Source organism: Micromonospora cabrerizensis (genome assembly GCF_022230955.1).
Taxonomy (GTDB): Bacteria; Actinomycetota; Actinomycetes; order Mycobacteriales; family Micromonosporaceae; genus Micromonospora; species Micromonospora cabrerizensis.
This window is the reverse complement of the sequence record NZ_JAKKFI010000049.1, coordinates 29,410-54,610: the sequence shown is the minus strand read 5'-3', so window position 1 is coordinate 54,610 and position 25,201 is coordinate 29,410. Positions and strand designations below refer to the sequence as shown.

At 72.2% G+C, this 25,201-nt stretch carries 23 protein-coding genes and 1 pseudogene; 9 read left to right on the top strand and 15 right to left on the bottom strand.

All coding sequences use genetic code 11. The annotated features are described in order from the left end of the window. Positions 1–8: 8 nt before the first annotated feature. The 7 genes from purE to mca form a co-directional block, all read right to left on the bottom strand. On the bottom strand, positions 9–500 hold the full coding sequence (gene purE / locus LADH09A_RS07850) for a 5-(carboxyamino)imidazole ribonucleotide mutase (protein ID WP_238644207.1): 492 nt from the start codon (positions 498–500) through the stop codon (positions 9–11). Between the two features lie 26 nt (positions 501–526). Next, entirely contained in the window at positions 527–1,702 is a 1,176-nt protein-coding gene (locus tag LADH09A_RS07845) for a 5-(carboxyamino)imidazole ribonucleotide synthase (RefSeq protein ID WP_238644206.1), read from the bottom strand. Positions 1,703–1,824: 122 nt separating this feature from the next. Beyond that, positions 1,825–3,861 carry a thioredoxin domain-containing protein gene (locus tag LADH09A_RS07840; protein WP_238644205.1) on the bottom strand — a complete coding sequence of 679 codons (2,037 nt, stop codon included), beginning with the start codon at positions 3,859–3,861 and terminating at the stop codon, positions 1,825–1,827. 106 nt (positions 3,862–3,967) lie between these two features. After that, on the bottom strand, positions 3,968–4,855 hold the full coding sequence (locus LADH09A_RS07835; protein ID WP_238644204.1) for a hypothetical protein: 888 nt from the start codon (positions 4,853–4,855) through the stop codon (positions 3,968–3,970). A 99-nt stretch (positions 4,856–4,954) separates the two neighbouring features. Continuing rightward, positions 4,955–7,486, bottom strand: coding sequence for a putative bifunctional diguanylate cyclase/phosphodiesterase (locus LADH09A_RS07830; protein ID WP_238644203.1), 2,532 nt, complete (start codon positions 7,484–7,486; stop codon positions 4,955–4,957). 179 nt (positions 7,487–7,665) lie between these two features. After that, the gene (locus LADH09A_RS07825; RefSeq protein WP_238644202.1) at positions 7,666–7,959 is read right to left on the bottom strand and encodes a hypothetical protein; all 294 of its coding nucleotides are present in this window, start codon (positions 7,957–7,959) and stop codon (positions 7,666–7,668) included. Between the two features lie 48 nt (positions 7,960–8,007). Continuing rightward, positions 8,008–8,889, bottom strand: coding sequence for a mycothiol conjugate amidase Mca (mca, locus tag LADH09A_RS07820; RefSeq protein WP_238644201.1), 882 nt, complete (start codon positions 8,887–8,889; stop codon positions 8,008–8,010). 203 nt (positions 8,890–9,092) lie between these two features. Between mca and LADH09A_RS07815 the strand changes: the two genes are divergently transcribed. Both LADH09A_RS07815 and greA read left to right on the top strand, forming a co-directional pair. Then, positions 9,093–9,533, top strand: coding sequence for a DUF4307 domain-containing protein (locus tag LADH09A_RS07815; protein WP_238644200.1), 441 nt, complete (start codon positions 9,093–9,095; stop codon positions 9,531–9,533). A gap of 156 nt (positions 9,534–9,689) precedes the next feature. Next, entirely contained in the window at positions 9,690–10,187 is a 498-nt protein-coding gene (gene greA, locus LADH09A_RS07810) for a transcription elongation factor GreA (protein WP_238644199.1), read from the top strand. 61 nt (positions 10,188–10,248) lie between these two features. Here greA and ilvA read toward each other — a convergent pair whose 3' ends face one another. The 5 genes from ilvA to LADH09A_RS07785 form a co-directional block, all read right to left on the bottom strand. Further along, on the bottom strand, positions 10,249–11,469 hold the full coding sequence (ilvA, locus tag LADH09A_RS07805; RefSeq protein ID WP_238644198.1) for a threonine ammonia-lyase: 1,221 nt from the start codon (positions 11,467–11,469) through the stop codon (positions 10,249–10,251). Positions 11,470–11,602: 133 nt separating this feature from the next. Further along, positions 11,603–12,733, bottom strand: a complete 1,131-nt coding sequence (locus LADH09A_RS07800; protein ID WP_238644197.1) for a DUF4328 domain-containing protein — start codon at positions 12,731–12,733, stop codon at positions 11,603–11,605. A gap of 45 nt (positions 12,734–12,778) precedes the next feature. Continuing rightward, positions 12,779–14,188 (bottom strand): amidase, encoded by a 1,410-nt coding sequence (locus tag LADH09A_RS07795; RefSeq protein ID WP_238644196.1) that lies wholly within the window; start codon positions 14,186–14,188, stop codon positions 12,779–12,781. Positions 14,189–14,200: 12 nt separating this feature from the next. Continuing rightward, the gene (locus tag LADH09A_RS07790; protein WP_099850618.1) at positions 14,201–15,343 is read right to left on the bottom strand and encodes a cystathionine gamma-synthase; all 1,143 of its coding nucleotides are present in this window, start codon (positions 15,341–15,343) and stop codon (positions 14,201–14,203) included. A gap of 98 nt (positions 15,344–15,441) precedes the next feature. After that, complete coding sequence (locus LADH09A_RS07785; protein WP_238644195.1) at positions 15,442–16,479, bottom strand: YncE family protein; 1,038 nt, start codon at positions 16,477–16,479, stop codon at positions 15,442–15,444. A gap of 120 nt (positions 16,480–16,599) precedes the next feature. On the opposite strand from LADH09A_RS07785, the gene LADH09A_RS07780 reads away from it, so the two are divergent. The 4 genes from LADH09A_RS07780 (at position 16,600) to LADH09A_RS07765 (ending at position 19,562) form a co-directional block, all read left to right on the top strand. Next, the gene (locus LADH09A_RS07780) at positions 16,600–17,022 is read left to right on the top strand and encodes an HIT family protein (RefSeq protein WP_238644194.1); all 423 of its coding nucleotides are present in this window, start codon (positions 16,600–16,602) and stop codon (positions 17,020–17,022) included. A gap of 75 nt (positions 17,023–17,097) precedes the next feature. Then, positions 17,098–17,760: a peptide-methionine (S)-S-oxide reductase MsrA gene (msrA, locus tag LADH09A_RS07775; protein WP_238644193.1), complete on the top strand. Its 663-nt coding sequence runs from the start codon at positions 17,098–17,100 to the stop codon at positions 17,758–17,760. A gap of 366 nt (positions 17,761–18,126) precedes the next feature. Next, a complete protein-coding gene (locus LADH09A_RS07770; RefSeq protein ID WP_238644192.1) occupies positions 18,127–19,056 on the top strand; it encodes a ribonuclease Z in 930 nt (309 codons plus the stop codon). Beyond that, positions 19,053–19,562: a GNAT family N-acetyltransferase gene (locus tag LADH09A_RS07765; protein WP_238644191.1), complete on the top strand. Its 510-nt coding sequence runs from the start codon at positions 19,053–19,055 to the stop codon at positions 19,560–19,562. The genes LADH09A_RS07770 and LADH09A_RS07765 overlap by 4 nt, the downstream gene beginning before the upstream one ends. 149 nt (positions 19,563–19,711) lie before the next feature. Here LADH09A_RS07765 and LADH09A_RS07760 read toward each other — a convergent pair whose 3' ends face one another. Then, entirely contained in the window at positions 19,712–21,082 is a 1,371-nt protein-coding gene (locus LADH09A_RS07760) for a cystathionine beta-synthase (protein ID WP_238644190.1), read from the bottom strand. 71 nt (positions 21,083–21,153) lie between these two features. Continuing rightward, positions 21,154–21,510, bottom strand: coding sequence for a YkvA family protein (locus LADH09A_RS07755; protein ID WP_088946255.1), 357 nt, complete (start codon positions 21,508–21,510; stop codon positions 21,154–21,156). A 150-nt stretch (positions 21,511–21,660) separates the two neighbouring features. Here LADH09A_RS07755 and LADH09A_RS07750 point away from each other — a divergent pair. The 3 genes and pseudogenes from LADH09A_RS07750 to LADH09A_RS07740 all read left to right on the top strand — a co-directional run. Beyond that, positions 21,661–22,742, top strand: a pseudogene (locus tag LADH09A_RS07750) (SGNH/GDSL hydrolase family protein); the annotation flags it as partial. After that, complete coding sequence (locus LADH09A_RS07745; protein ID WP_238644324.1) at positions 22,734–23,522, top strand: SGNH/GDSL hydrolase family protein; 789 nt, start codon at positions 22,734–22,736, stop codon at positions 23,520–23,522. The pseudogene LADH09A_RS07750 and the gene LADH09A_RS07745, both read left to right, overlap by 9 nt. 78 nt (positions 23,523–23,600) lie before the next feature. Further along, on the top strand, positions 23,601–24,863 hold the full coding sequence (locus tag LADH09A_RS07740) for an acetyl-CoA C-acetyltransferase (protein WP_238644189.1): 1,263 nt from the start codon (positions 23,601–23,603) through the stop codon (positions 24,861–24,863). A gap of 2 nt (positions 24,864–24,865) precedes the next feature. Here LADH09A_RS07740 and LADH09A_RS07735 read toward each other — a convergent pair whose 3' ends face one another. After that, a complete protein-coding gene (locus tag LADH09A_RS07735; protein WP_238644188.1) occupies positions 24,866–25,186 on the bottom strand; it encodes a hypothetical protein in 321 nt (106 codons plus the stop codon). Positions 25,187–25,201: the final 15 nt, after the last annotated feature.

The following is a 25,201-nucleotide window of genomic DNA, read 5'->3' as shown; positions in this document are numbered from 1 at the left end:
GGCGGGGGCTACCGGAGGGTTGCCTGAAGGGCGGCTTCCTTGCTGGCGACCAGCTTCTCCAGGTCCTGCTGGTAGGTCGTCATCTTCGCGCGCAGATCCTGGTCGTTGGCGCCGAGGATCCGTACGGCGAGCAGGCCGGCGTTGCGGGCGTTGCCGATCGACACGGTTGCCACCGGGATCCCGGCCGGCATCTGCACGATGGACAGCAGTGAGTCCATGCCGTCCAGGTGCTTGAGCGGCACCGGCACGCCGATCACCGGCAGTGGTGTCACCGAGGCGACCATGCCCGGGAGCGCGGCGGCACCGCCAGCCCCAGCGATGATCACCTTCAGGCCCCGGTCAGCCGCGTCCCGGCCGTACTCGATCATCGCCACCGGAGTGCGGTGCGCCGAGATCACCCGCACCTCGTACGCCACGCCGAAGTCGTCCAGCACCTCGGCCGCGGCCCGCATGGTCGGCCAGTCCGAGTCGCTGCCCATGATCAGCCCGACCGTGGTCACTGGGGTCTCCTTCTCGCCCGAGGGGCTCACTCGTGCCCCTCACGCAGCCACCGCGCGGCGCGTGCGGCGCGTGCCCGTACGTCGTCCAAATCGTCGCCGAGCACCGTGACGTGACCGACCTTCCGGCCTGGTCGCACCTGCTTGCCGTACAGGTGCACCTTGGCACCCGGCTCGGCGGCGAACAGGTGGTGCAGCCGCTCGTCGATCGACATCCCGCCCGGCTCTCCGCCGAGCACGTTCGCCATCACCACCACCGGCGCGGTCAGCGCGGTGTCGCCCATCGGGTAGTCCAGCACCGCCCGCAGGTGCTGCTCGAACTGTGAGGTCCGGGAACCCTCGATGGTCCAGTGCCCGGAGTTGTGCGGGCGCATCGCCAGCTCGTTGACCACGATGGCGGGGCGGCCGGCCTCGTCGCGCACCTCGAACAGCTCCACGGCCAGCAGGCCGATGACGCCGAGCGCGGTGGCCAGGTCGATGGCGAGCTGCTGGGCGGAGACCGCCAGTTCCTCGTCCAGGCCGGGCGCCGGGGCCAGCACCTCCACGTTGATGCCGTCCCGCTGCACCGTCTCGACCACCGGGTACGCGGCCACCTGACCGAACGGCGACCGGGCGACCTGCACGGCCAGCTCCCGGCGCAACGGCACCCGCTCCTCGACGATCAGCCGGGTGCCGCCGGCCAGCAGCGTGGCTGCCAGCTCGGTGGCCTGGGCGGCGTCGTCGACCATCCAGACACCGCGACCGTCGTAGCCGCCGCGCGCCGCCTTGAGCACCACCGGCCAGCCGACCTGCTGGCCGAACCCGACCAGGTCGTCGGGCTCGCCGACCGGCCGCCACAGCGGGTTGGGGGCACCCAGCTCGGTCAGGCGTTCCCGCATGACCTGCTTGTCCTGGGCGTGCAGCAGCGCGTCCGCCGGCGGGTACAGGGTCACCCCTTCCGCCGCCAGCGTCCGGATGTGCTCCGAGGGCACGTGCTCGTGGTCGAAGGTGACGACGTCGCAGCCCTTGGCGAAGGTGCGCAGGGCGGCCAGATCGGTGTGGTCGCCGTACTGGACGTCGGCGGCGACCAGCGCCGCGCCGTCGTCGGGGGCGGTCGCGAGCACACGCAGTGACTGGCCGAGGGCGATCGCGGCCTGGTGGGTCATCCGGGCCAACTGGCCGCCACCCACCATGCCGACAACAGGCAGACCGGTACGGGAATCCATAGCGCGGCCAGCCTATCCGGGCCATCGGCGTGACCACCCGCAGGGCCGGCACCCGCGCCGCCGACCCGTCCGGGAGACGTCCGGGGCCGGCGGCGCGGGCACTACAGGGCGTGGCGGTGGGCTCAGCGCAGCTCGGCGACCAGGTCCTCGACGGAGGTGACCGGCCGCTGGCAGACGAACCCCCGGCAGACGTACGCGGCGGACCGCCCGTCGACCAGCGGACGGTCGGCCAGCAGCGGCACACCGGGCTGGTCCGGTTGCCCGGCGACGACCACCGCCCCGGGAGGGGCGTGCCGTCGGGCCGCGGCCACCAGGGGATCGCCCGCCGGGTCGTCGGTCACCACGGCGATCTCGTACGGCCCGGAGAGCAACGCCTCACCGACCATGGCCGCGTAGCCGGTGAACCGGGGGTGCTTCCCGACGATCGGCGCGACCGTGGCGAGCGCCGCCTCGGCGGCCTCCCGGTAGCGCGTCTCCCCGGTCAGCGCCGAGTACGCGACCAGTCCGGCGATCAACGCCGACCGGCCGGACGGGGTGGCGTTGTCGGTCGGGTCGGCGGGCCGGGCCACCAGCCGTTCCGCGTCGTCGGCGGTGTCGTAGAAGGCGCCACCGGGCGCGGCGAAGCGCGCCAACGCGGTGTCCAGCAGCTCGCCGGCCAGGGTGAGCCAGCGGCCCTCGCCGGTGAGCTGGTGCAGCGCACAGAAGGCCTCGGCCACGCAGCCGTAGTCCTCCAGGACGCCGGCCGGCTCGCCGACCCTGCCGTCCCGGGAGACCCGGCGCAGCCGACCGTCGACCAGGTGCACGGTGGCCAGGTGCTCGGCCGCGTCACGCATCGCGCCGTCCGCGACGATCGTCACGCCGTCCATCAGGTTGGCGTCCTCGTCCTGCGGGGACGCGGACAACGCGGCCACCTGGAGGAACTCCACGATGGCGGTGATCGCCAGGCCGTTCCAGGCGGCCACCACCTTGTCGTCGCGGGCCGGCTGTGGCCGGGTGTCCCGGGCACCGAGCAGTCGCCCGACCACCTGCTGCCAGCGGGCCCGCACCTCGGGCGCGGCGTCGTCGACGTCCCGCGCGAGCCTGAGCACGCTCATGCCGTGTTCGAAGGTGCCCTCCTCGGTCACCGCGAAGAGGTCGGCGGCCCAACGGCCGTCCTCCTCACCCAGCGCCTCGGTGAGCTGAGCGGGCGTCCAGGCGTAGGTGAGCCCCTCGACGCCCTCGGTGTCGGCGTCCAGCGCGGACGCGAAACCCTCGCCCGGCCGGTGCAGCTCGTCGGCGAGGAAGCGGGCAGTGTCCCGCGCCACCCGACGGGCCAGCGGGTCACCGGTGAGCCGCCACAGCTGGCTGTAGAGCCGCAGCAGCAACGCGTTGTCGTAGAGCATCTTCTCGAAGTGCGGCACCGTCCAGTGCGCGTCCACCGAGTATCGGGCGAAGCCGCTGGCGAGCTGGTCGTAGATGCCGCCACGGGCCATCGCCTCGGCGGTGTGCCGGGTGATCTCCAGGCTGCGTGGGTCGCCGGTGCGCTGGTGGTGGCGCAGCAGGAAGAGCAGGTTCATGTGCGGCGGGAACTTCGGGGCGCCACCGAAGCCACCGTTCGTGGCGTCGTACTCGCTGGCCAACCTGCCGGCCGCGGCGTCGAGCAGCGGCGCGTCCAGCGGGGCGGTGGGGCCGCCCACGGCCTGCGCGCCGCCGATCGCCTCGACCACCGCGGCGCCCTGGCGCACCACCGCCTCGCGCTGCTCCCGCCAGGCGGTGGTGACCGACTGGAGCAACTGGACGAAGTTGGGCCGCGGAAAGTAGGTGCCGCAGAAGAACGGGGTGCCGTCCGGGGTGGCGAAGACGGTCATCGGCCAGCCACCCTGGCCGGTCATCGCCTGGGTCGCGGTCATGTAGACCGCGTCCACGTCCGGGCGCTCCTCACGATCCACCTTGATCGACACGAAGTTGTCGTTCATCAGGGCGCCAACCTGCTCGTTCTCGAACGACTCGTGCGCCATCACGTGACACCAGTGGCAGGCCGCGTAGCCGACCGAGATGAGCACCGGGACGTCGCGCCGTTTCGCCTCGGCGAACGCCTCGTCCGACCAGGGCCACCAGTCGACCGGGTTGTCGGCGTGCTGGAGCAGGTACGGGCTGGTGGCGTCGACGAGTCGGTTCACGCACACGACCATAACCAGCCCCGGCGGGGACCGCGCGGGCTCCACCCGGACGGTCCACTGCCCGGTGGAGCCCGCGACGGGGACAGCAGGTCGGGGCGGTTGCCCGTCAGCCCTTCTTCAGCCGGACCACAGCGGTGTCGGCGTCGCCGACGAAGACGTCGTACGTCGTGTCGTAGGAGGTGGCGTTGGCCGACACCGTCACGGCACCCCGCCGGAACGGGACCGAGGTGAACGAGGGCGTGCTGGACGTCCAGGCGACCGGCGCGCCCGGGGTGCACGCCGCCTCCGCCCGGACGATGCCCTCGGCGCGCTGACCGTGCCACGTCTGGGTGACGCCACCCTCCACGTACACGGTGGCCGGTGCGGTGCAGGTGACCGTGCCGTGCACCGTCACCTCGTCGGTCCCGGTGTCGATCGTGCCCGAGGTGGCCACCTCGACCCCGACCGCGAGCACCGGCGGCGGCGGCGGGTTCGCGACGTGCACCTCCCCGCGCGCCGAGCCTGTGCTGTAGTTGCAGCGCTGCTCGAAGGTGGCGTCGAAGCGCTCCAGGTAGCCGTGCGGGCCCCAGGAGATGTCGGTGACGGTGAACGAACCGGTCTGCCCGAACGAGCAGATCTGGTCGTTACCGGTCAGGGCGATGCCGGGTAGTGGGCTCTCGTAGGTGTTCTCGGTGGCGCCGGTGTAGGTGCCCACGGCCAGCGGCTGACCAACGGGCGCGCTCAGCTCGATCGTCCAGGGACCGGCGGGTGGGTCGAAGACCTGGACGGTGAGGTGGTTCGTCGTGCCCCAGACGTTGAAGCCGTCGCCGGAGGCGGTGGAGAACTCCGCGCTCTGACCCTGGGTGATCGGGTCGTCGGGGTCGCCGCTGACCGCCAGCGAGGCGGACTGCGGCGCCTTGGCCGACGCGGGTGCGGCGACGGCCAGCGTGCCGAACGCCGCGACGGCCAGCGCGAGCGCCGGGGCGAGGATGGAGCGTTTCCCGGAGAGTCGCATGATGTCCCTTCGAGAGAGGGCGCAGAGTATCGATACATCTGCGCAGCTCGATCGACTGTAGAGGGTCGGCGCGCGGTTGGCCGCCCCGTCCGGGAACGGTCAGGAGGCGCCGTCGGCGCGCAGCCGGAACACGTTCGACTCCGCCGAGTCGCGCAGCGACCCGAGCACCGCGCCGATCTTGTCGGCCGGCATCGGCTTGAAGAAGTGGTAGCCCTGCGCGGAGGTGCAACCCAGCTCGGCCAGGGCCATCCGCTGCTCGGCGGTCTCCACCCCCTCGGCGACCACCCGCAGCCCCAGCTCGTGGGCGAGCCCCACGGTCGTCCGGACGATCGCCGCGGCCTCCGGCGAATCCGCCATCCGGATCACGAACGAGCGGTCCACCTTCAACTCGTCCACGGCGATCCGGGTGAGGAAGGTCAGCGACGAGAAGCCGGTGCCGAAGTCGTCAACCGCGAGCTGTACGCCCATCGACCGGAGCGTGGCCAGCACCTCGTCGATGACCTCCAGCTCGCTCATCACCACCGTCTCGGTGATCTCCAGTACGAGCCGGTGCGGCGGCACCTGGTGGCGGCGCAGCGCGTCGGCGATCTCCGCCGGCAACCGGGGGTCGAGCAGGCTGCGGGCCGAGAGGTTGACCGAGATCGGGACGTCCAGCCCCTCACGTGCCCAACTGGCGGCCACGCTGAGCGCCTTGTCCAGCACGTAGCGGGTGAAGGTGCCGAGCTGCTCGCTGTTTTCCACCGGCCGGATGAAGTCGGCCGGGCTCAGCCACCCACGCCGGGGATGCTGCCAGCGGATCAGCGCCTCCACACCGGTGGGCGCACCCGTGGTCAGGTCGACCGCCGGTTGCAACGCCAACACCAGCTGGTCGTCGACCAGGAGCGCCTCGCGCAGCTCGGCCAGCAGGGCGAGCTGGTCGGTGCTGGCCGCGTCCCGGGTGCCGTCGTACGCGGCGACGTTGCCGCCGCCCTCCTTGGCCTGGTACATCGCGATGTCGGCCCGGCGCAGCAGCTCGGTCAGGTCGGCGGTGCCGGCGTCGGCCACCACCACCCCGACGGAAACCTCGATCGACATCCGTACGCCGGCCACCTCGGTCGGCGCCGCCAGCCGCTCGGCGATCTCGCGGGCCTGACGCAGCGCGTGGGCCATCGGCGCGGCCCGGTCACCGAGCACCGGCACCGCCGTGAGCAGCAGGGCGAACTCGTCGCCACCGAGTCGGCCGAGCAGGTCACCGGGGCGGACCAGCGCGTCGAGCCGGTTCGCGGTCAGCCGCAGCAACTGGTCGCCCGCTGCGTGACCGAGGGTGTCGTTGACTTCCTTGAACTGGTTGATGTCCAGCAGGAGCAGCGCCACCGGGTGATCGTGCGCGAGCTGCCGCAGCGACTGGTCGCCCTTGCCGAGCATCGCCGCCCGGTTGGCCAGCCCGGTGAGCGGGTCGTGCACCGCCTCGTACGACGAGCGGGCGGTCACCAGCCGCAGCTCGCGGTGGGTTGCGGCGTCGTGCAGCGCGGCGGCGAGCGCGTCACCGAACGCGGCCACCGCGTCGCGCTCGCGCGCGCTGGGCGGGGCCGAGCGGGGGAACCGCACCCGCAGCCGACCGACCGGTGCGGCGCCGACCGACAGTGCCCGGCTCAGCTCGTGCTCGTCCGGCTCCGACTGGTCCGGTGGGCCCGTCTCGCGGTCGACCAGCTGACCGCCGGCATCGCCCCGGTAGCGGTGCCACCGCCCGTCGGCACGCGCCACGTCGACGTCCACCAGCTCGGCGCTGAACAGCGTCAGCGCTCCGGTGACCGCCGCGGTGGCCACGCCGCGCTCGTCGAGCTGGTTGAGCGCCGCCGTGGCCTCGGCGAATGCTCGCCAGGTGCGGCGCTCCTGATCGGAGCGCAGCCGGTAACGGTAGGTCTGTTGCAGCAGCCAGAGCAGCGGCGGCAGCAACAGCAACCAGCGTGGGTCGAGTTCCAGGAGGGCGACCACCACGAGGCCGACCGCCACGTTGCCGACGAACATCAGCAGCTTGCCGCGCAGCGCGGCGAGCAGCGGCGGCCCGATGGGCAGCCCGTGCCGCAGGCCCAGAGTCACCCCGCCCAGCCAGGCGGTCACCAGGAGATAGGTCACCGACCCGGCGATCACGGCCAGCGCGAGCTTGGGGGTGGGCGGGGCGAGCAGCGGTCGCCCGAGCGCGGTGGTCACGGAGACGGCCAGTGCCGACGCGGCGGCCAGCGACGCGGCGATCCGGACGATCTCCAGGACCGGACGGCGGTCGTTGTGCAGCGAGAGCATCGTCCAGGCCAGCCCGGTGCCGAGCAGCGTGGCGCACGGGAGCCAGCCGGCGGGAGTCAGGTAGAGACACACGATCAACGCGGCCTCGCCCCAGGTGATGCTGACCATGCCCGCGGCCGAGCGGAACCGCAGCCGGGCGAGCTGGGCGAGAGCGAGGACGCCGACAGCGATGCCGAAGCGGGCCGGGCCGCCGAGGGGGTCGTCGGCCGGCAGCCTGGCCGGCAGGGTCAACCCGACGGTGGCGGCGACCACGGCGGTCAACGCGACGGCGGCGGTGAGCACGAGCAACCGGACCGGTGTGCCCCGCACCCCGAGCCGGTCGAACGACTCACCGGCTGGACCGGAGGTCATCGACCGCCCCCGTCAGCCGACCGACCGAGGTTACGGCGGGCGGCCGGTGCTGTGCTGGTCATCGGCGCCCCCTCCCGCACACGGCTCGGAGACTTTTGGTCCCCCCGGCGGAAGGCTAAGCCAAACCGGGTGGCCGCAACAGGGGGCGACCAACCGGTTCGGCGTGATTCATGCGCGGACTACCCGTTCCGCTGCTGCTGGTGCCCATTGGGAGCGGGCGTGGATGAATCACGCCCCGCGGTCCCGTCTGTCGGATCGGCGACTGCCGCATCGGCCCTGGTCGGGTCGGTCGGACCCGACTGCTGCGGAAACCGGTCGGGCAGGCGGCGCAGCCGAGCGTTCATGTTGCGGATCAGCAGGATGGTCGCGGTGGCCAGCAACAGGATGAGGAACAGGCCCATCGGCCCGGCCAGACCACCCGTGCGGGTGTCCCCGAAGTTGTTCTCCGCGAGCACCTGGGCAGCGGTCAGCATGGCGTTCCTCCGATGTGCGGTTGGTAACCAGGGTAGACCCGCCGGAAATCAGCGTGCGTGGGCCGTCTCCCGCACCCCGGCGAAGAGGTCTGACTCGGGCAGCGGGCTGTCGACCACCGAGCGGGCCAGCTCGTAGTCCTCGGTCGGCCAGGCGCGCTGCTGCAGCTCCATCGGCACGTGGAACCAGAAGCCGTCCGGGTCGACCTGGGTCGCGTGGGCGCGCAGCGCGTCGTCGCGAACCGTGAAGTAGTCGGCGCACTCCACCCGCGTGGTGATCCGGGGGCCCTTGTCGGGCCGGTCCTCCCAGCGCTTGAGCCACTCCTCGTAGGGCGACTCCAGACCCGCGGCCAGCATGCCCTCGTGCAGGGCCATGATCTTGCCCTTGGAGAAGCCGATGTCGTAGTAGAGCTTCAACGGCTGCCAGGGCGCGCCCAGCTCCGGGTAGCGCTCCGGGTCGCCGGCTGCCTCGAACGCGGCCACGCTCACCTTGTGGCACATGATGTGGTCCGGGTGCGGGTAGCCGCCCTCTTCGTCGTACGTCGTCACCACGTGCGGACGGAACTCGCGCATCAGCCGCACCAGCGGCCCGGCGGCCACCTCGACGTCCTGCAGGGCGAAACAACCCTCGGGCAGCGGCGGCAGCGGGTCACCCTCGGGCAGGCCGGAGTCGACGAAGCCGAGCCACGCCTGGTCGACGCCGAGGATCGCCCGAGCGGCGTCCATCTCGGCACGCCGGATCTCGGCGATGTTGGCCCACACGTCGGGCCGGTCGAGCTTGGGGTTGAGCACGCTCCCGCGCTCGCCGCCCGTGCACGTCACGACCAGGACGTCCACCCCCTGTGCGACATATTTCGCCGTCGTCGCCGCGCCCTTGCTCGACTCGTCGTCCGGGTGCGCGTGCACGGCCATGAGACGCAGTTGCTCTGCCAACTTCGGCGCTCCTCGTCTGTGCCGGACGGTGGACCCGACCGGGCTCGACCGGCTGACCTGCCGGGATCTTTCCTCACCGCACCCCGACCGCCGGTCAGCAGCGCGGGCATGACCTGCCATTCCTGCCGCTGGACCGGGTGGGAGGATGGGACTCTGTCATTCTTGCTGATGCCGCCGACAACAACGCCAGGAGATACCCGCCGGTGACCGAGACGCACGCCACAATTTCACCAGGCGCTCCGGTTTTTCCGGCCGGGCGCTACGGCCGCCGCCGGGCACCGGGCGGGCGGCGGCAGCGCACGTTGCTGGCGGCGGTGGTGCTGCTGGCGCTCGTGGCCACCCTGACCGTGATCTCCGTCCGGCTCTACCGCCAGTACGGCGACCCGGTCTACGACGCCCAAGTGATCACGTACACCGACATCACGGACAATCAGGTGCTGGTCGACTTCCGGGTGACCGTGCCGTCGGGCGGATCGGCGGTCTGCCTGCTGCGTGCCCGGGACCGGGCGGGCGCCGAGGTGGCCCGTGAACAGGTCACGGTGACCGCCGAGCCCGGCAACCGGCACGTGCGGACCCAGCACCGCCTGATCACCACCGCACGGCCGTTCATCGGCGAGGTCATGCGCTGCCGAGCGGTGTCCTGACCTGCCAGAACAGCCCCGACCAGGAGGGCCGGGAAGCATCTACGCGCGGTGTCGGATCCGGGCACCGGCGGTGATGGCCGACACCCTGTGTCGTACTGCACTGGTAACTTGGTAGTTCACCTGTCAGCCAGCCACGCACAACTGAGGAGAACGCCTGTGTCCACTGGCAACGAGGCGCCCGCCACCTGGCTGTCGCAGGACGCGCACGACCGCCTCCAGGCCGAGCTCGACGAGCACATCGCCAACCGCCCGGCCATCGCAGCCGAGATCAACGCTCGGCGCGAGGAGGGCGACCTGCGGGAGAACGGCGGCTACCACGCCGCCCGCGAGGAGCAGGGCAAGGCGGAAGGTCGGATCCGCTACCTCCAGGAGCTGCTGCGCACCGCGAAGGTCGGCGAGGCGCCCTCGGCGGACATGGTCTCCCCCGGCATGGTCGTGACGATCTACTTCGACGACGACGCCGACGACACCGAGACCTTCCTGCTCGGTTCGCGGGAGATCGCGGCCACCACCGACCTGACCGTCTACAGCCCCGAGTCGGCACTCGGCAAGGCGATCCTGGGCGGTCGGCCCGGGCAGACCTGCACCTACACGGCGCCGAGCGGCGCCGACATCAAGGTGACCGTGGTCAGCTTCGAGCCGTTCTCCGGCTGACCGCCGGCAGCCGCACGACCCGCTCCCCAGCATCACGTCCGAGGCGTGGCACCCACCGGTGTCACGCCTCGGCGGCGAAAACCACCTGATAGCCGCTGGCCCGCAGGGCGCTGATCAGGGTGTCCGAGTGCTCCACGCCCCGGGTCTCGACCGACAGCGCCACCTCCACCTCACCGAGGCCGAGGTGCGGGTTGGCCCGCTGGTGCTCCACGTCCACGACGTTGGCCCGGTGCTCGGCGATCTGGCTGAGCAGCGACGCGAGTTGCCCCGGCCGGTCCGAGCAGCGCACGGTCACCCGCAGGTAGCGACCCGCGGCGGCCAGCCCGTGCTCGATCACCCGTAGCATCAGCAACGGGTCGATGTTGCCGCCGGACAGCACCGCGACCACCGGCGTCTCCACCTCGACCACGCCCGCCAGCAACGCGGCGACGCCGACCGCCCCGGCCGGCTCGACAACCTGCTTACCGCGTTCCAGCAGCATCAACAGGGCCCGGGAGATGTCCTCCTCGGAGACCGTGACGATCTCATCGACCAGTTTGCGCACGTGGTTGAAGGTGATCTCCCCCGGCCGGCCGACCGCGATGCCGTCGGCGATGGTGGAGAAGACGGGCAGCCGGACGGGCTCCCCGGCCACCAGCGAGGGCGGGAATGCCGCAGCACCGGCGGCCTGGACACCGATGATCCGGACGTCCGGTCGCAACGCCTTCGCCGCCACCGCCATGCCCGAGATCAGCCCACCACCACCCACCCCGGTGATGATCGTCTTCACCTCCGGGCACTGTTCGAGGATCTCCAGCGCCACCGTCCCCTGGCCGGCGATCACGTCGGCGTGGTCGAACGGGTGGATCAGCACCGCTCCGGTGAGCTCGGCGTAGCTGTGCGCGGCGACCAGCGCCTCGTCGACGGTGTTGCCGGCCAACTCGACCTGCGCGCCGTACCCCTTGGTGGCCGCCACCTTCGGCAGCGGCGCGTTGACCGGCATGAAGACGGTGGCATGCGTGCCGACCAGGCCCGCGGCGAGGGCCACGCCCTGCGCGTGGTTGCCCGCGCTCGCCGCGACCACGCCCCGCTCCCGCTCCTCGGCCGACAGCCGGGAGATCCGCACGTACGCGCCCCGCACCTTGTACGAGCCGGCACGCTGCACGTTCTCGCACTTGAGCCAGGTCGGCCCACCCAGTGCCGCGCTGAGCGGACGGGAGGGCTCCAGCGGAGTGGTCCGGATGACGCCGGCAAGCAACTCCCGTGCGGCCCGCACGTCGTCGAGACTGACCAGTTCCGTCATGCCCCGATCGTGCCACCCGCCTCCGGAGCCCTGTGCGGCGACACCGGCGTGGGCGACGTTGATCCACTCGCCATCCCTGATATCGCGGTATCAACCACGCCATGATGCCGCGATATTCAGAAATCCGAGTCGATCATGGCCGGGGCTGGGCCTCCGGCTCCGACGGCGTCGCGGGGACCGGCCCGCCCGGAACCGAGGCGGGCGGAACGAGAGCCGCCGGCACGGAAGCGGCCGGCACAGAAGCGGCCGGCACAGAAGCGGCCGGCACAGAAGCGGCCGGCACAGAAGCGGCCGGCACAGAGGCCGCCGGCACAGAGGCCGCCGGCACGGAAGCGGCCGGCACAGAGGCGGCCGGCACAGAAGCGGCCGGCACAGAAGCGGCCGGCACAGAGGCCGCCGGGACCGGCCCCGGGCCGAACCCCGCCGGGACCGGCGCAGCCGGCCAGACCGCGCCGTTGGGCCAGACCGGAGCGGTCGGCCAGACCGGAGCGGTCGGCCACGCTGGCACCGCGCGGGCGATCCGGGCCTCCTGAGCTGCGGAGATCCGCTGGATCAGCAGGTACAGGGCCACCGCGGCGATCACGCAGGCCACCGCGGGCACGGCGTTGCGCAGGAGTGAGTCGCGGTAGTAGTCGCCGTACGCCTGATAGTCGCCGCTGGTGGATGGTGTCGCCGGCAGCTTCTCGTACGCCCGGCTGTCGAGGCGGCTGACCACCCGCTCGCCGATGCTGAAGACCAGCCAGCCACTCCACCAGACGGTCACCAGGGTCGGGGTGAACCGCCGCCAGAGGCTATCCCGCGCCACGTTGGCGATCACCCGGGCCGGCACCACGAGGTTCGCGAAGGGCACCAGCCAACCGGCGATCGCCCAGCCTGCACCGAGCGTCGTCAGCGCACCGGGAAACGCCTCGATGTTCTTCCGCGCCCGCCAGGTCCAGATGATCACGAGGACGGCCGCGGTGAGGTACGCGGCCACCATGGGCAGCGACAGCACCACCTGCACGATCACCGCGGCGAGCAGCGGCTCGTGCTCGTTGTCGACCCGGGCCTGCCTAGCCAGGGCCATCCCCACCAGCGGGGAGAGCGCCGCCACCAGGAACAGCACGGTGGTCGCGCCGACCGCGATGCGGGCGGCCAACCCGATCCCGCGTACCCGGTAGGTCGGCAGCCCGGGAGTGACGGGGGGCTGGCCCAGCGGCGTGTAGCACCGCTGGCACTCGTTGTGCTCAGGGGACGTGGCGCCCCCGCAGGTCTGGCAGTGCATGAGAGCCCCCGTGTCCGCGCGATGATGCGCGCACACCGTAGACGATCATGCGGTGGCCGGCGACCCCGTTCCGACGCGGGGGTAGCCGGGGGCGTGGCGCGCCCACGGGGCGGCCATCTCGAACTGGCCGGCCACACCGAGCAGCAGCAGCTCCGAGCCGGGCGGACCGACCAGTTGCACGGCGACCGGCAGGCCGTCCGGTCGCCGGCCCACCGGCACCACGACCGCCGGCAGGCCGGCGATGTTCCACGGCGCGGCGTACGGGGCGTACCGGATGTTCGCTGTCATGTTCGCCCGCCAGGACCGCTCCGACCAGCGGGCCGCCTCGGGCGGCGCGCTGGCCAGCGCCGGGGTGAGCAGCAGGTCGACCGAGTGGTCGGTGAAGAAGTCGACCGACCGTTGCCGCCACGCGGCCCGGTCGGCCTCCCGCACGTAGCCGCGGCGCTGCGCCCACTCGCCCAGGGCGACGTGCCGCCGGGTACGCCGTTGCAGGCCACGCCGGTCCAGCCCGGAGGCCCGGACGTCGGTGGCGGCGGCGGCGAACCAGGTGGCGATGCCCTGGAGGCCGAGTGCGGTGGGGTAGACCGGGTCGGCGGGGATCGTGTCGTGCCCGGCGGCGGCGAGAAGCCGACCGGCGGCGGCAACCGCGTCCCGGTTCGGGGCGTCGGGCGCGACACCGCGCACCGGGGAGCGCAGCGAGACGCCCACCCGCAGCCGCTGCGGCGGAACCAGCTTCTCGGGACGCCGGCCGGCGAGCACCGAGAAACCGACCGCCGCGTCGGCGACGGTGCTGGTCAACATGCCGTGCTCGGTGAGACCGAACCAGTCGTCCGCGCCGAGCTGGCAGGGGACCACGCCGCGACCCGGCTTGAGCCCGACCAGGCCGCAACAGGCGGCGGGAATCCGGATCGAACCGAGGCCGTCGTTGGCGTGGGCGATCGGCACCAGCCCGGCGGCCACCGCGGCGGCCGCGCCACCGGAGGACCCGCCGGGGGTACGCGTGTTGTCCCACGGGTTGCGGGTCACCGCGCTGTCGTCGTCGGTGAGTGCCCACAGCCCCAGCTCCGGCATGCGGGTCACGCCGAGGATGACCGCGCCGGCCCCGCGCAGCCGGCGCACCACCTCGTGGTCGGCCTCCGCGACGTCGCTGCGGGCGGCCGCCGACCCGTTCCAGGTGGGCAGGCCGGCGACCGGAGTGTTCTCCTTGACCGCCACCGGCACCCCGGCCAACGGCAGGTTGGCCAGGTCCTCCTGCTCGTCGACCTTCTCCGCCTCGGTGATCGCCTCGCCGCCGCGAACGGCGCGGAACGCGGCCAGTTCGCGGTCGGCTCGGGAGATGTACTCGAGGTGGTCGGCGACGACCTGGGTGGCCGAGACGTCACCCCGGCGTACGCCCCGGGCGATCTGCTTGGCGGTCGCCCCGACCCAGGTCGCCATGATGTCCTGCACGGCCATCCTCCCCAGCGGTCAGCCCAGCGCCTGCTCCAGATCGGCGAGCAGGTCGTCGACCGTCTCGATGCCGACAGACAGTCGCACGAGATCGCCGGGAACTTCAAGCGGCGAGCCGGCAGCACTTGCGTGTGTCATCCGACCCGGGTGCTCGATCAGGGACTCCACGCCGCCCAGCGACTCGGCGAGCACGAAGAGCTTGGTGCGGTTGCAGATCTCGACGGCGTGGTCCTCACCACCGGCGGCGCGGAACGAGATCATGCCGCCGAAGCGGCGCATCTGCTTCGCGGCCACCTCGTGACCGGGGTGCGAGGGCAGCCCCGGGTAGATCACCTGGGCCACCTTGGCGTGCCCGTCGAGGTACGCGGCCAGCCGCTCGGCGTTGTCGCAGTGCCGGTCCATCCGTACCCCGAGGGTCTTGATGCCGCGCAGCGTGAGCCAGGCGTCGAACGGGCCGTTGATCGCGCCCATCGCGTTCTGGTGGTAGCGCAGTTCCTCGCCGAGGGCGGCGTCGGCCACGACGAGCGCGCCGCCGACGACGTCGGAGTGCCCGCCGATGTACTTGGTGGTGGAGTGCACCACCACGTCCGCGCCGTGCGCGATCGGCTGCTGGAGGTACGGCGAGGCGAAGGTGTTGTCGACCACCAGCAGCGCGCCCGCGTCGTGCGCGACACCGGCCAGGGCGGCGATGTCGGCGATGCCGAGCAGCGGGTTGGTCGGCGTCTCCAACCAGACGATCTTCGTACGGCCGGGCTGCACCGCCGCCCGGATCGCATCCGGGTCGGAGACCTTGGCCGGGGTGAACTCCAGGCCCCAGCGCTGGGCGACCCGGGCGAAGAGCCGGTACGTGCCGCCGTACGCGTCGTCCGGGATCACCACGTGGTCGCCCGGCTGGCACACGGCCCGCAGCAGGGTGTCCTCCGCCGCCAGTCCGCTGGCGAAGGCGAGGCCGACGGGCCCGCCCTCCAGCGCCGCCAGGCACTCCTGGAGCGCGTCGCGGGTCGGGTTGCCCGAGCGGCTGTACTCGTAGCCGAGCCGGGGCGCGCCGACGGCGTCCTGGGCGTACGTGCTGGTCTGGTAGATCGGGGGGATCACCGCGCCGGTACGGGCCTCAGGGTCCTGGCCGGCGTGGATGGCGAGCGTCTCGAAGCCGTGGTTCATTCTGGTGAGGCTAATGCCCCGTCCCGAGGGCTGGAACGGAACCCGCGCTCCGGGGCGGGGCCGGACCGTTCGGCCGGCCCCGCGCTCCGGTGGACCCGTCAGCCTGCCGGGACCGGCAGGACGTGCATGGTGGCCTGGTTCCGTGCACTCCAGTCGTAGGAGAGCGCATAGACCCGGGCACCGTTCGGCGACCAGGCCAGCCCGCCTGCGCTCAACTCGCCGCCACCCAGCACGAAGCGAGTCAGCTCGCTGCCGTCGGGGCGGAAGATGAACAGGTACGAGGTGGTCGCCCCGGCAGCGATCCTGGTGCCGTCGCGAGAAGGCTCGACAGCGGCGGGGTACGGGCCGGTGGGGAACGTCGCGGACGGGGTGGTGATGTCGGCGAAGGGGAACGCCTGCGCCTCGTACGGTGCGCCGGCGGCGGTGTACAGGGTGGTGGCGGTCGGGTCGAGCGCGATGTCCTGCAGGTTGCTGCCGATCACCGTCCAGTCGTTGGTCCGCAGCAGGTTCAGTGCTCCCGCGCTGCCGATCCCGTACGCGTAGACCGACGCCGGGCTCAGCGACGTCTGCCCGGCGAGCAGCACCGCCCGGTTCTGGCTGGCCGCGGCCAGCAACGGCGCCCCGTAGAAGTCCTGGTTGGCCACGCCGGTGCTCAGCCGGGCCGGCTGGCGGCCGAGGTCGATCCGCCCGATGTTGCCGCCCCACTGGTCACAGCCGTAGCCGAACCACAGGTATCGCCCGGTCAGCGCGAGAGACGACGGGCACTCGCCCGCGCCGGTGTCGTAGCGGGCCGACTCGATCAGCGAGCCGGTGTCGAAGGCGGCGATGGCGTTGGCGGTGGGCAGCGCCACGTAGAGGGTCCGCCGGTCGGCGCTGAGCAGCAGGTCGGTGGGGCCGGGCAGGCTCGGCAGGGTGCCGACCACCGTGCCCGTCGCGCTCGTGACCACGACGTCGGTCGAGGTGCTGCCACCGCTGACGAAGACCCGGTCACCGGCCGACACCACGTCGGCCACCGTGGTCAGCGGCAGCAGAGTGGCGGTCTGCGTGGCCGCCTGGGCCTGCCCGGGGAAAACGGCGGTGAGCAGCCCGGCGGTGAGGACCGCCAGGGCCAGGGTGCCGCCTTTTCTGATCTGCAAGGTTCGTCCTTTCGGAGCACACGTCATTTTCGGCACTGATCCATTTCGATAGATGAGTACCACAGCTCGCGCGGGCGCGGGGGGCGCGTGTCCCGTCGGGCCGCCGCCTAACCTGGGCGGATGAGCGGGTGCGTGTTCTGCGGGATCGTGGCGGGTGAGGTGCCGGCGTTCCGGGTCGCCGACACCCCGGACGGGGTGGCGTTCCTGGACACCCGACCGGTGTTCAAGGGGCACGTCCTGGTGGTGCCCCGGGTTCACCTGGTGACCCTGGCCGAGCTGCCGCCCGACCTGCTGCCCGGCTACTTCGCGCTGGTCCAGCGCCTGGCGGTGGCCGTGGAGACCGGTCTGGGGGCCGGCGGGACGTTCGTGGCGATGAACAACAAGGTGTCCCAGTCCGTCCCGCACCTGCACACCCACGTGGTTCCACGGACCAAGGGCGACGGGCTGCGGGGCTTCTTCTGGCCGCGTACCCGCTACGAGGACGACGCCGAGGCCCTGGCCCACGCGGAACGGGTCGCGGCCGCACTCCCGGGCGGGGCCTGACTCACACCGGCGCGGGTAAGGAAGGTGGACCCACCGGTGTTACACGCTGGGAGAGGTACGAGAGGAGATCCCCACGTGTTTTTGCGCCGTATGAACGCCGAGATGGTTTCGCCCGACCAGGCCCTGCCGGGCCGTCCGATCGCCATGCCGGTCGCCGACCGCCACGAGGTGCTGGGCACCCCGCTGAAGGGCCCGTTCCCGGAGGGCCTGCAGGTCGCGGTCTTCGGTATGGGCTGTTTCTGGGGCGCCGAGCGGCTGTTCTGGACGCTGCCCGGCGTCTACACCACCTCCGCCGGCTACGCGGGTGGCGTCACCAAGAACCCGACGTACGAGGAGACGTGTTCCGGCCGGACCGGGCACGCCGAGGTCGTCCAGGTGGTGTACGACCCCAGCAAGATCAACTATGAGGATCTGCTGAAGGTCTTCTGGGAGAACCACGACCCGACCCAGGGCATGCGTCAGGGCAACGACGTGGGCACCCAGTACCGCTCGGCGATCTACACGACCACCGACGAGCAGCGGGCCACCGCGGAGTCGTCCCGGGACGCGTTCCAGCCGATCGTGACGCGGGCCGGCAAGGGTGAGATCACCACCGAGATCGCCCCGCTCGGCAGCTACTACTTCGCTGAGGACTACCACCAGCAGTACCTGGCGCCGACCAAGAACCCGAACGGGTACTGCAACCACGGCCCGAACGGGCTGAGCTGCCCGGTCGGCGTCGCCCGAGTCGGCGGCTGACCACCGCCACCTGCACCAGCGTGATGCCCGGCCGTCGACGAGGCGGCCGGGCATTCCCATCTGACCGTGTGATCGAAATCCGTTGCAGAGCCCGGCGAGAACTCGATAACGTGGCCGTACACGTGAAGGGAGGTGGTCCAGACTTGTATAGCAATCGGACTCGTGAGGTGGCTGTCAGCTAGCCGCTGTCCTCGACAGTGATCGGCCCGCCGCAAGGTGGGCAACAGCACCATCGTCGAGACCGTGTGGCAGCGGTGCGGCGAATCCACGACAGCCACCCGACCCCCGGGGTGCCGGCCAAGTCCAGCCGGCCCGCGCACATGCGCGGAGCGCCCCGGGGGTCGCTCCATATCCGGAGGACCGGCGATGTCCATGCGCGAGCTGGTGGTGCTCGGGACGGCCAGCCAGGCGCCGACCCGTCAGCGCAACCACAACGGGTACGTGTTGCGCTGGGACGACGAGGTGATCCTCTTCGACCCGGGTGAGGGCAGCCAGCGTCAGCTCCTGCACACCACTGTCACCGCCACCGACCTCACCCGGATCTGCGTCACCCACTTCCACGGCGACCACTGCCTCGGCCTGCCCGGCACCATCCAGCGACTCTCCCTGGACCGCGTGCCGCACCCGGTAGCCGTGCACTTCCCGGCCGGCGGCGCCGAATACTTCGCCCGGCTCCGGCACGCGACCTCCTTCTACGAGACCGCCGAGCTCCAGGTCACCCCGATCGAGACGGACGGACAACGGATCGCGTTGAGCTGCGGCACGCTGGAGGCACGCCGGCTGCGACACCCCATCGAGACGTACGGCTACCGGCTCATCGAGCCGGACGGCCACCGGATGCTGCCGGAGAAGCTGTCCGCGTACGGCATCGCTGGGCCGGCCGTCGGCGAGCTGATCCGCGTCGGGCACTTGGACCTCGACGGGCGTCGCGTCACCCGCGACGAGGTGAGCGAGCCCCGGCCGGGGCAGCGGTTCGCGTTCGTGATGGACACCGGCCTCTGCGACGGGGTGTACGCCCTCGCCGAGCACGCCGACCTGCTGGTCATCGAGTCGACCTTCCTGGAGTCGGAGGCCGCGCTCGCCGCCGAGGTCGGCCACCTGACCGCGGCGCAGGCCGCCCGCGTGGCGACCGAGTCCGGGGTACGCCGGCTCGTGCTCACCCACTTCTCCCAGCGCTACTCCGATTCGCGCCGGTTCCACGACGAGGCGCGCGAGCACTTCGACGGTGATCTGATCATCGCGGAGGACCTGACCGTGGTGCAGCTTCCACCCCGCCGGGTAGCCTCGGCCGGATGACCGTCACGCTCCGCCCAGCAACCGGTGACGACCTGATGGCGGTGGGCGCCCTGCACCAACGCTCCCGCGTCGCCACGTACTCCTCGTTCCTGTCGGCCGAGGCGCTGGCCGACCCGACACCGGAGGCGATGGGGCACTACTGGGCCGAGCGGTGGCACTGGGAGCGGGCCACCCACCGGATGATCGTGGCCGAGCGGGCCGGGGCGTTGGTCGGGTTCAGCCACCTCGGCCCGGACGACGAGGACGACCCGGTCACCGGGTTGCTCAACGCGATCCATCTCGACCCGGGCGAGCAGGGCCGGGGCACCGGCCGCGCGCTCATGGTGGACGCCCTGGACGCCATGCGGGCCCGTGGTTGGCGTCGCGCGGCACTCTGGGTGCTGGCCGACAACGCGAACGCCCGCGCCTTCTACGAGCGCGGTGGCTGGACCCCGACCGGCGACGAGCGGGACGAGGCGATCGGATCAGCACAAACCCGCCAGCTCCGCTACACCCGCCCCCTCTAACAACCCCCACCCCCACCCCCGTCGATCCCCCACCCGGACCCCGTCGATCATGGAGTTGTGGTGGGCGCTTTGGGCACGGGTACCCGAATGCGCACCACCACAACTCTTGATCGACCAGGCGTGGGGCGGGGCGGGGGTGGGGGCGCGGGTTAGTGGGCGCCCAGGTGGGCCAGGAGGTCCTGGCGGGTGAGGACTCCCTTGGGCTTGCCGTCGACCAGGACCAGCGCGGCGTCGGACTTCTCCAACAGGCCGACGGCCTCGCTGACCGGCTGACCGCCACCGATCATCGGCAGCGGGTCGCCCATGTGCCGCTCGATGGTGTCGTGCAGGTGGGCCTGGCCGGTGAAGAGCGCGTCGAGCAGATCCCGCTCGGCGATCGAGCCGGCGACCTCACCGGTCACCACCGGCGGCTCGGCCTTGAGCACCGGCAGCTGCGAGACCCCGTACTCGCGCATGTAGTCGATCGCGTCGCGGACCGTCTCGGTCGGGTGCACGTGCACCAGCTCGGGCAGCCCGCCCGGCTTGCTGGCCAGCGCGTCGGCCACGGTCGGCTCGGCACCGGAGTTGTCGAGGAAGCCGTACCGGGCCATCCACGAGTCGTTGAAGATCTTCGAGAGGTAGCCCCGGCCGCCGTCCGGCAGCAGCACCACCACCACGTCGTCCGGGCCGGCCTTGCGGGCGACCTCCAGCGCGGCGACCACCGCCATCCCGCAGGAGCCACCGACCAGCAGCCCCTCCTCGCGGGCCAGGCGCCGGGTCATCTCGAAGGACGCCTTGTCGGACACCTCGACGATCTCGTCGGCGACACCCTGGTCGTACGTCTCCGGCCAGAAGTCCTCGCCGACGCCCTCCACCAGGTACGGACGGCCGGTGCCCCCGGAGTAGACCGAACCCTCCGGATCGGCGCCGATGATGCGCACCCGGCCCTCGGACGCCTCCTTGAGGTAGCGCCCGATGCCGGAGATCGTGCCGCCGGTGCCCACCCCGGTCACGAAGTGGGTGAGCCCGCCCTCGGTCTGCTTCCACAGCTCCGGACCGGTGGTCTCGTAGTGCGAGCGCGGGTTGGCCGGGTTGCTGTACTGGTTGGGCTTCCAGGCGCCGGGGATCTCGCGGGTCAGCCGGTCGGAGACGTTGTAGTACGAGCGGGGGTCCTCCGGAGCGACAGCGGTCGGGCAGACCACCACCTCGGCGCCGTACGCCCGGAGCACGTCCTGCTTGTCCTGGCTGACCTTGTCAGGGCAGACGAAGACGCACTTGTAGCCCTTGAGCTGGGCCACCAGGGCCAGCCCGACGCCGGTGTTGCCACTCGTCGGCTCGACGATGGTGCCGCCGGGCCGGAGCAGGCCGGCGGCCTCGGCGTCCTCCACCATCCGCAGCGCGATCCGGTCCTTCACCGAGCCGCCCGGGTTGACGTACTCCACCTTGGCGAGCACGGTGGCCTGGATGCCCTCGGTGACGTTACGCAGACGTACCAGCGGGGTGTTGCCGATCATGTCGACGACGTTGTCGTAGTACTGCACGGTGTGCCCTTCGTTGCGGCGCCGGCGACGGCGGCCGGGCAGACGTTTCCTCGCGCCCAGCGTACGTGCCGTCAGGGCACCAGCCCCCCGGGGATGACCGAGCTGCGGCGCGCTTCCCACTCGAGGAAGCGATCGGTCTCGGCGAGCACGCTGCCCGCCAACCACGTGATCATGACTGCGTCGTCGGCGAGCCCGAAGATCGCCAGCGGGATCTCCGGCAGCAGGTCGATCGGCGAGACGATGTACGCCGTCGCCGCGGTCATCAGGGCCAGCCGAAGGCCGCCGTCGTACTCCCCCTTGGTGGTGGCCCGGATCATCCGGGGCAACGCGGCCAACCGCGTGCCCAACGACGGCCCACCACGGGCCCCAGCCGCCAGTGCCCGCGCGAGGGCCGTGAACGCCGCGCTGCGCTTCAGTGTCTTCCCCATCGTCGCGCTCCTCTCCGCCGGATCAGCGTGGCGGGTCGGCGCAAGTCGGCCGGCCTCTCCTGCACAGATACCCCGCCGCGTCGGTTTCCAGGCACCCGAGTGCCGTCGCGACGACAGCGGCGTGTCGGGCCGGCGCGATAATGTCGCGGTATGGGGGTGGCTGATTCCGTCGTACCCGGCGGTGAGCACTGGCGGCAGGCCCGGCGGTTCGCCCGCCTGGCGGCCATCGGGACGGGCGCCACCGCGGCGGCCGCGATGGCGACCGGCGGGGTGCTGCTCGGCCAGGCCCGGCAGGCCCGGCGCACCATCCCGATGGCCGAGGCGCCACCGCCGCGCTGCGACGGGATGTACGGCGCGAAGTTCCCCGGCCCCGCGCTCACGATGGTCGTGCTCGGTGACTCCTCAGCGGCCGGCTACGGGGTGCACCGCCGCCGGGAGACTCCCGGCGCGCTGCTCGCCACCGGCCTGTCCCGTCGGCTGCACCGACCGGTGCGACTGCACCGCTTCGCGGTGGTCGGTGCCATCTCCTCGGCGCTGCGGCACCAGGTGGAGGCCGCGCTCGAGTGCCGACCCGACATCGCGGTGATCCTCATCGGCGGCAACGACATCACCAACCGCACCCCACGTGGGCTGGCGGTGCGCTACCTGGTCGAGGCGGTGCACACGCTGCGCGACGCCGGCTGCGAGGTGGTCGTCGGCACCTGCCCCGACCTGGGTGCGATCCGCCCGATCCAACCTCCGCTGCGCTGGCTGGCACACCGGTGGAGCCGCCAACTCGCCGCGGCCCAGACGGTCGCGGTGGTGGAGGCGGGCGGTTGGACGGTCTCCCTCGGAGATCTGCTCGGCCCCCGGTTCACCGCCGAGCCGACCCGGATGTTCGCCTGGGACCGGTTCCACCCCTCCGCCGAGGGTTACGCGATGGCCGCCGCGGCGCTCCTGCCGACGGTGCTCTCCGCGCTCGGCACGGGGCAGGAACGACGGGTTACACCGACCCGGGGCGAGGGCGTACGGTCGCTGCCGGAGGCCGCGCAACAGGCGGCCCGGCACGCCGGCACGGAGGTCAGCGGCACCCAGGTCCGGGGTCGCGACCGAGGGCCGGCGGGCCGGTGGGCGCAGTTGCGCCGGCGGGCGTTCTTCGGTGTCGGTGCGGTGCCTCAGCACGGGCCCGCCTCGGACACCTCGACAGTGGAGGGACTGGCATGAACGAGCGCAGCGAGCGGGGCGTGATCTCCGGCGTCGCCGGCCGACTGGGTCGGGCGGCGGCGTTCTCGCTGCTCGCCGGCACCGTGGGCGGTGCTGCCGTCCTGGCCGGCGAGGCGTTCGTGGCCCGCCACCGGCGGTACGCCGAACCGGAGCTGGGGCTGGCCCTGCGGGCCACGGTCGGCCGGGCTGGCGCCCCGCCGTTGCGGCTGGTGCTGCTCGGTGACTCGTCGGCGTTGGGCGTGGGTGTCGACCGCCTGGAGGACACCATCGGCGGGCAGTTGGCCAACCTGCTCGCCGAGGGCCCGACCGGCCGGCGGGTGCACCTGTCCAGTGTCGGCGTCTCCGGTTCCCGCTCGACGGACCTGGCCACGCAGGTGGCCCGGGCCCTGCTCGGTGAGCGGCCCGACGTGGCGCTGATCCTGATCGGTGCGAACGACGCCACCGGGCTGCGCCGGCCCGCCGACTCGGCGGCCTATCTCGCCGCCGCGGTGCACCGACTGCGGGAGGCGCGGGTCGAGGTGGTGGTGGGCACGTGCCCCGATCTCGGGGCGGTGCGTGCCATCGCGCCTCCGCTGCGTCAGGTGGTCGGCTGGGCCGGTCGGCGGATGGCCCGCGCGCAGACCACGGCCGTGCTGGACGCTGGCGGCTCGGTGGTCGACCTGGCCACGGAGACCGGGCCGGTGTTCCGGGCCGACGCGGGGACGCTCTGCCACGACGGCTTCCACCCCTCCGCGGACGGTTACCGGGTGTGGGCGCACGCGCTGCTGCCCGCCGTCGCCGCCGCCGCGACGGTCGCCACCCGCCGCTAGATCGTTCCCGGCCAGGGTGACATTTCCCGCCGCGCCGGCTTCTTCCGCGCCATGTTACCGGCGGGTTAACGTTGGTCCATGCCGATTGAGTCGTCCCGCGACGCCGTCATCGTCGCCACCGCCCGCTCCCCCATCGGCCGGGCGCACAAGGGGTCCCTGCGCGACGTCCGCTCCGACGACCTCGCCGCGACCATCGTCCAGGCAGCCCTGGACAAGATCCCCCAACTCGACCCGACCACGATCGACGACCTCTACCTCGGGTGTGGCCTGCCCGGTGGCGAGCAGGGCTTCAACATGGCGCGGGTGGTGTCCACACTGCTCGGTCTGGACACTGTGCCCGGCGCCACGCTGACCCGCTACTGCGCCTCGTCGTTGCAGACCACCCGGATGGCGATGCACGCGATCCGGGCCGGCGAGGGTGACGTGTTCGTCTCCGCCGGCGTGGAGATGGTCTCCCGCTACGCCCGGGGCAGCTCCGACGGGTTGCCTCCCGAGGCGCAGGCCCTCGTCGGCGGCGGCTGGGAGAACCCGCGCTTCGGTGCGGCCGCCGAACGCTCGAAGCGCCGCGCGCAGGGCGGCGCCGAGGTCTGGGCCGACCCGCGTGAGGCCGGTGAGCTGCCCGACATCTACCTGACCATGGGGCAGACCGCGGAAAACCTGGCCCAGGTTCACGACGTGAGCCGCGCCGACATGGACGAGTTCGGCGTACGCAGCCAGAACCTCGCCGAGAAGGCCATCGCCGACGGCTTCTGGGCCCGGGAGATCACCCCGGTCACCACGCCGAACGGCACCGTGGTGAGCACCGACGACGGTCCCCGTGCCGGCGTCACCCTCGACGCGGTCTCCGGTCTCAAGCCGGTGTTCCGCCCGGACGGCCGGATCACCGCGGGTAACTGCTGCCCGCTCAACGACGGCGCGGCCGCCGTGGTGGTGATGAGCGCCCAGCGGGCCGAGGAGTTGGGGCTCACCCCGCTGGCCCGGATCGTCTCCACCGGTGTGACCGCCCTGTCGCCGGAGATCATGGGTCTCGGGCCGGTCGAGGCGTCCCGGCAGGCTTTGGAACGGGCCGGCATGACCATCGACGACGTCGACCTCGTCGAGATCAACGAGGCGTTCGCCGCGCAGGTCATCCCCTCCTACCGCCAGTTGGGCATCCCGGAGGAGAAGCTGAACGTGATGGGCGGCGCGATCGCCGTCGGCCACCCGTTCGGTATGACCGGCGCCCGGATCACCGGCACCCTGCTCAACGCCCTGGAGTGGCACGACAAGACCATCGGTCTGGAGACGATGTGCGTCGGCGGCGGCCAGGGCATGGCCATGGTCCTCGAACGGCTGAACTGACGTCAGAGCGCGTTGCGGGTCGCCGTCACCTCGGCGGCGGCCCGGGCCAGCGCCTCGGCCCCCGCGTCGGCGGCCAGCAGGTCCGCGGTCACCACCCGCAGTTGGTCGGGCAGGGCCAGGTCGTTGTCGAGCCGGGGCACGACCCGACGCGGCTCCCCCTCGGCGTCCGCGGCCAGGTTGGCGATCTCCTGCACCAGGCGGTGCACCAGGTCGGCGCGGGACACGTTGCCGGTCGTCGCGATGGCCGACCAGCGTGGTTGCTGCCAGTGCACGATCTGACGGACCAGCAACCGCATGACCTGATCCAACTCCGCTGCGCTCATCGCCGCCGAGTCTAC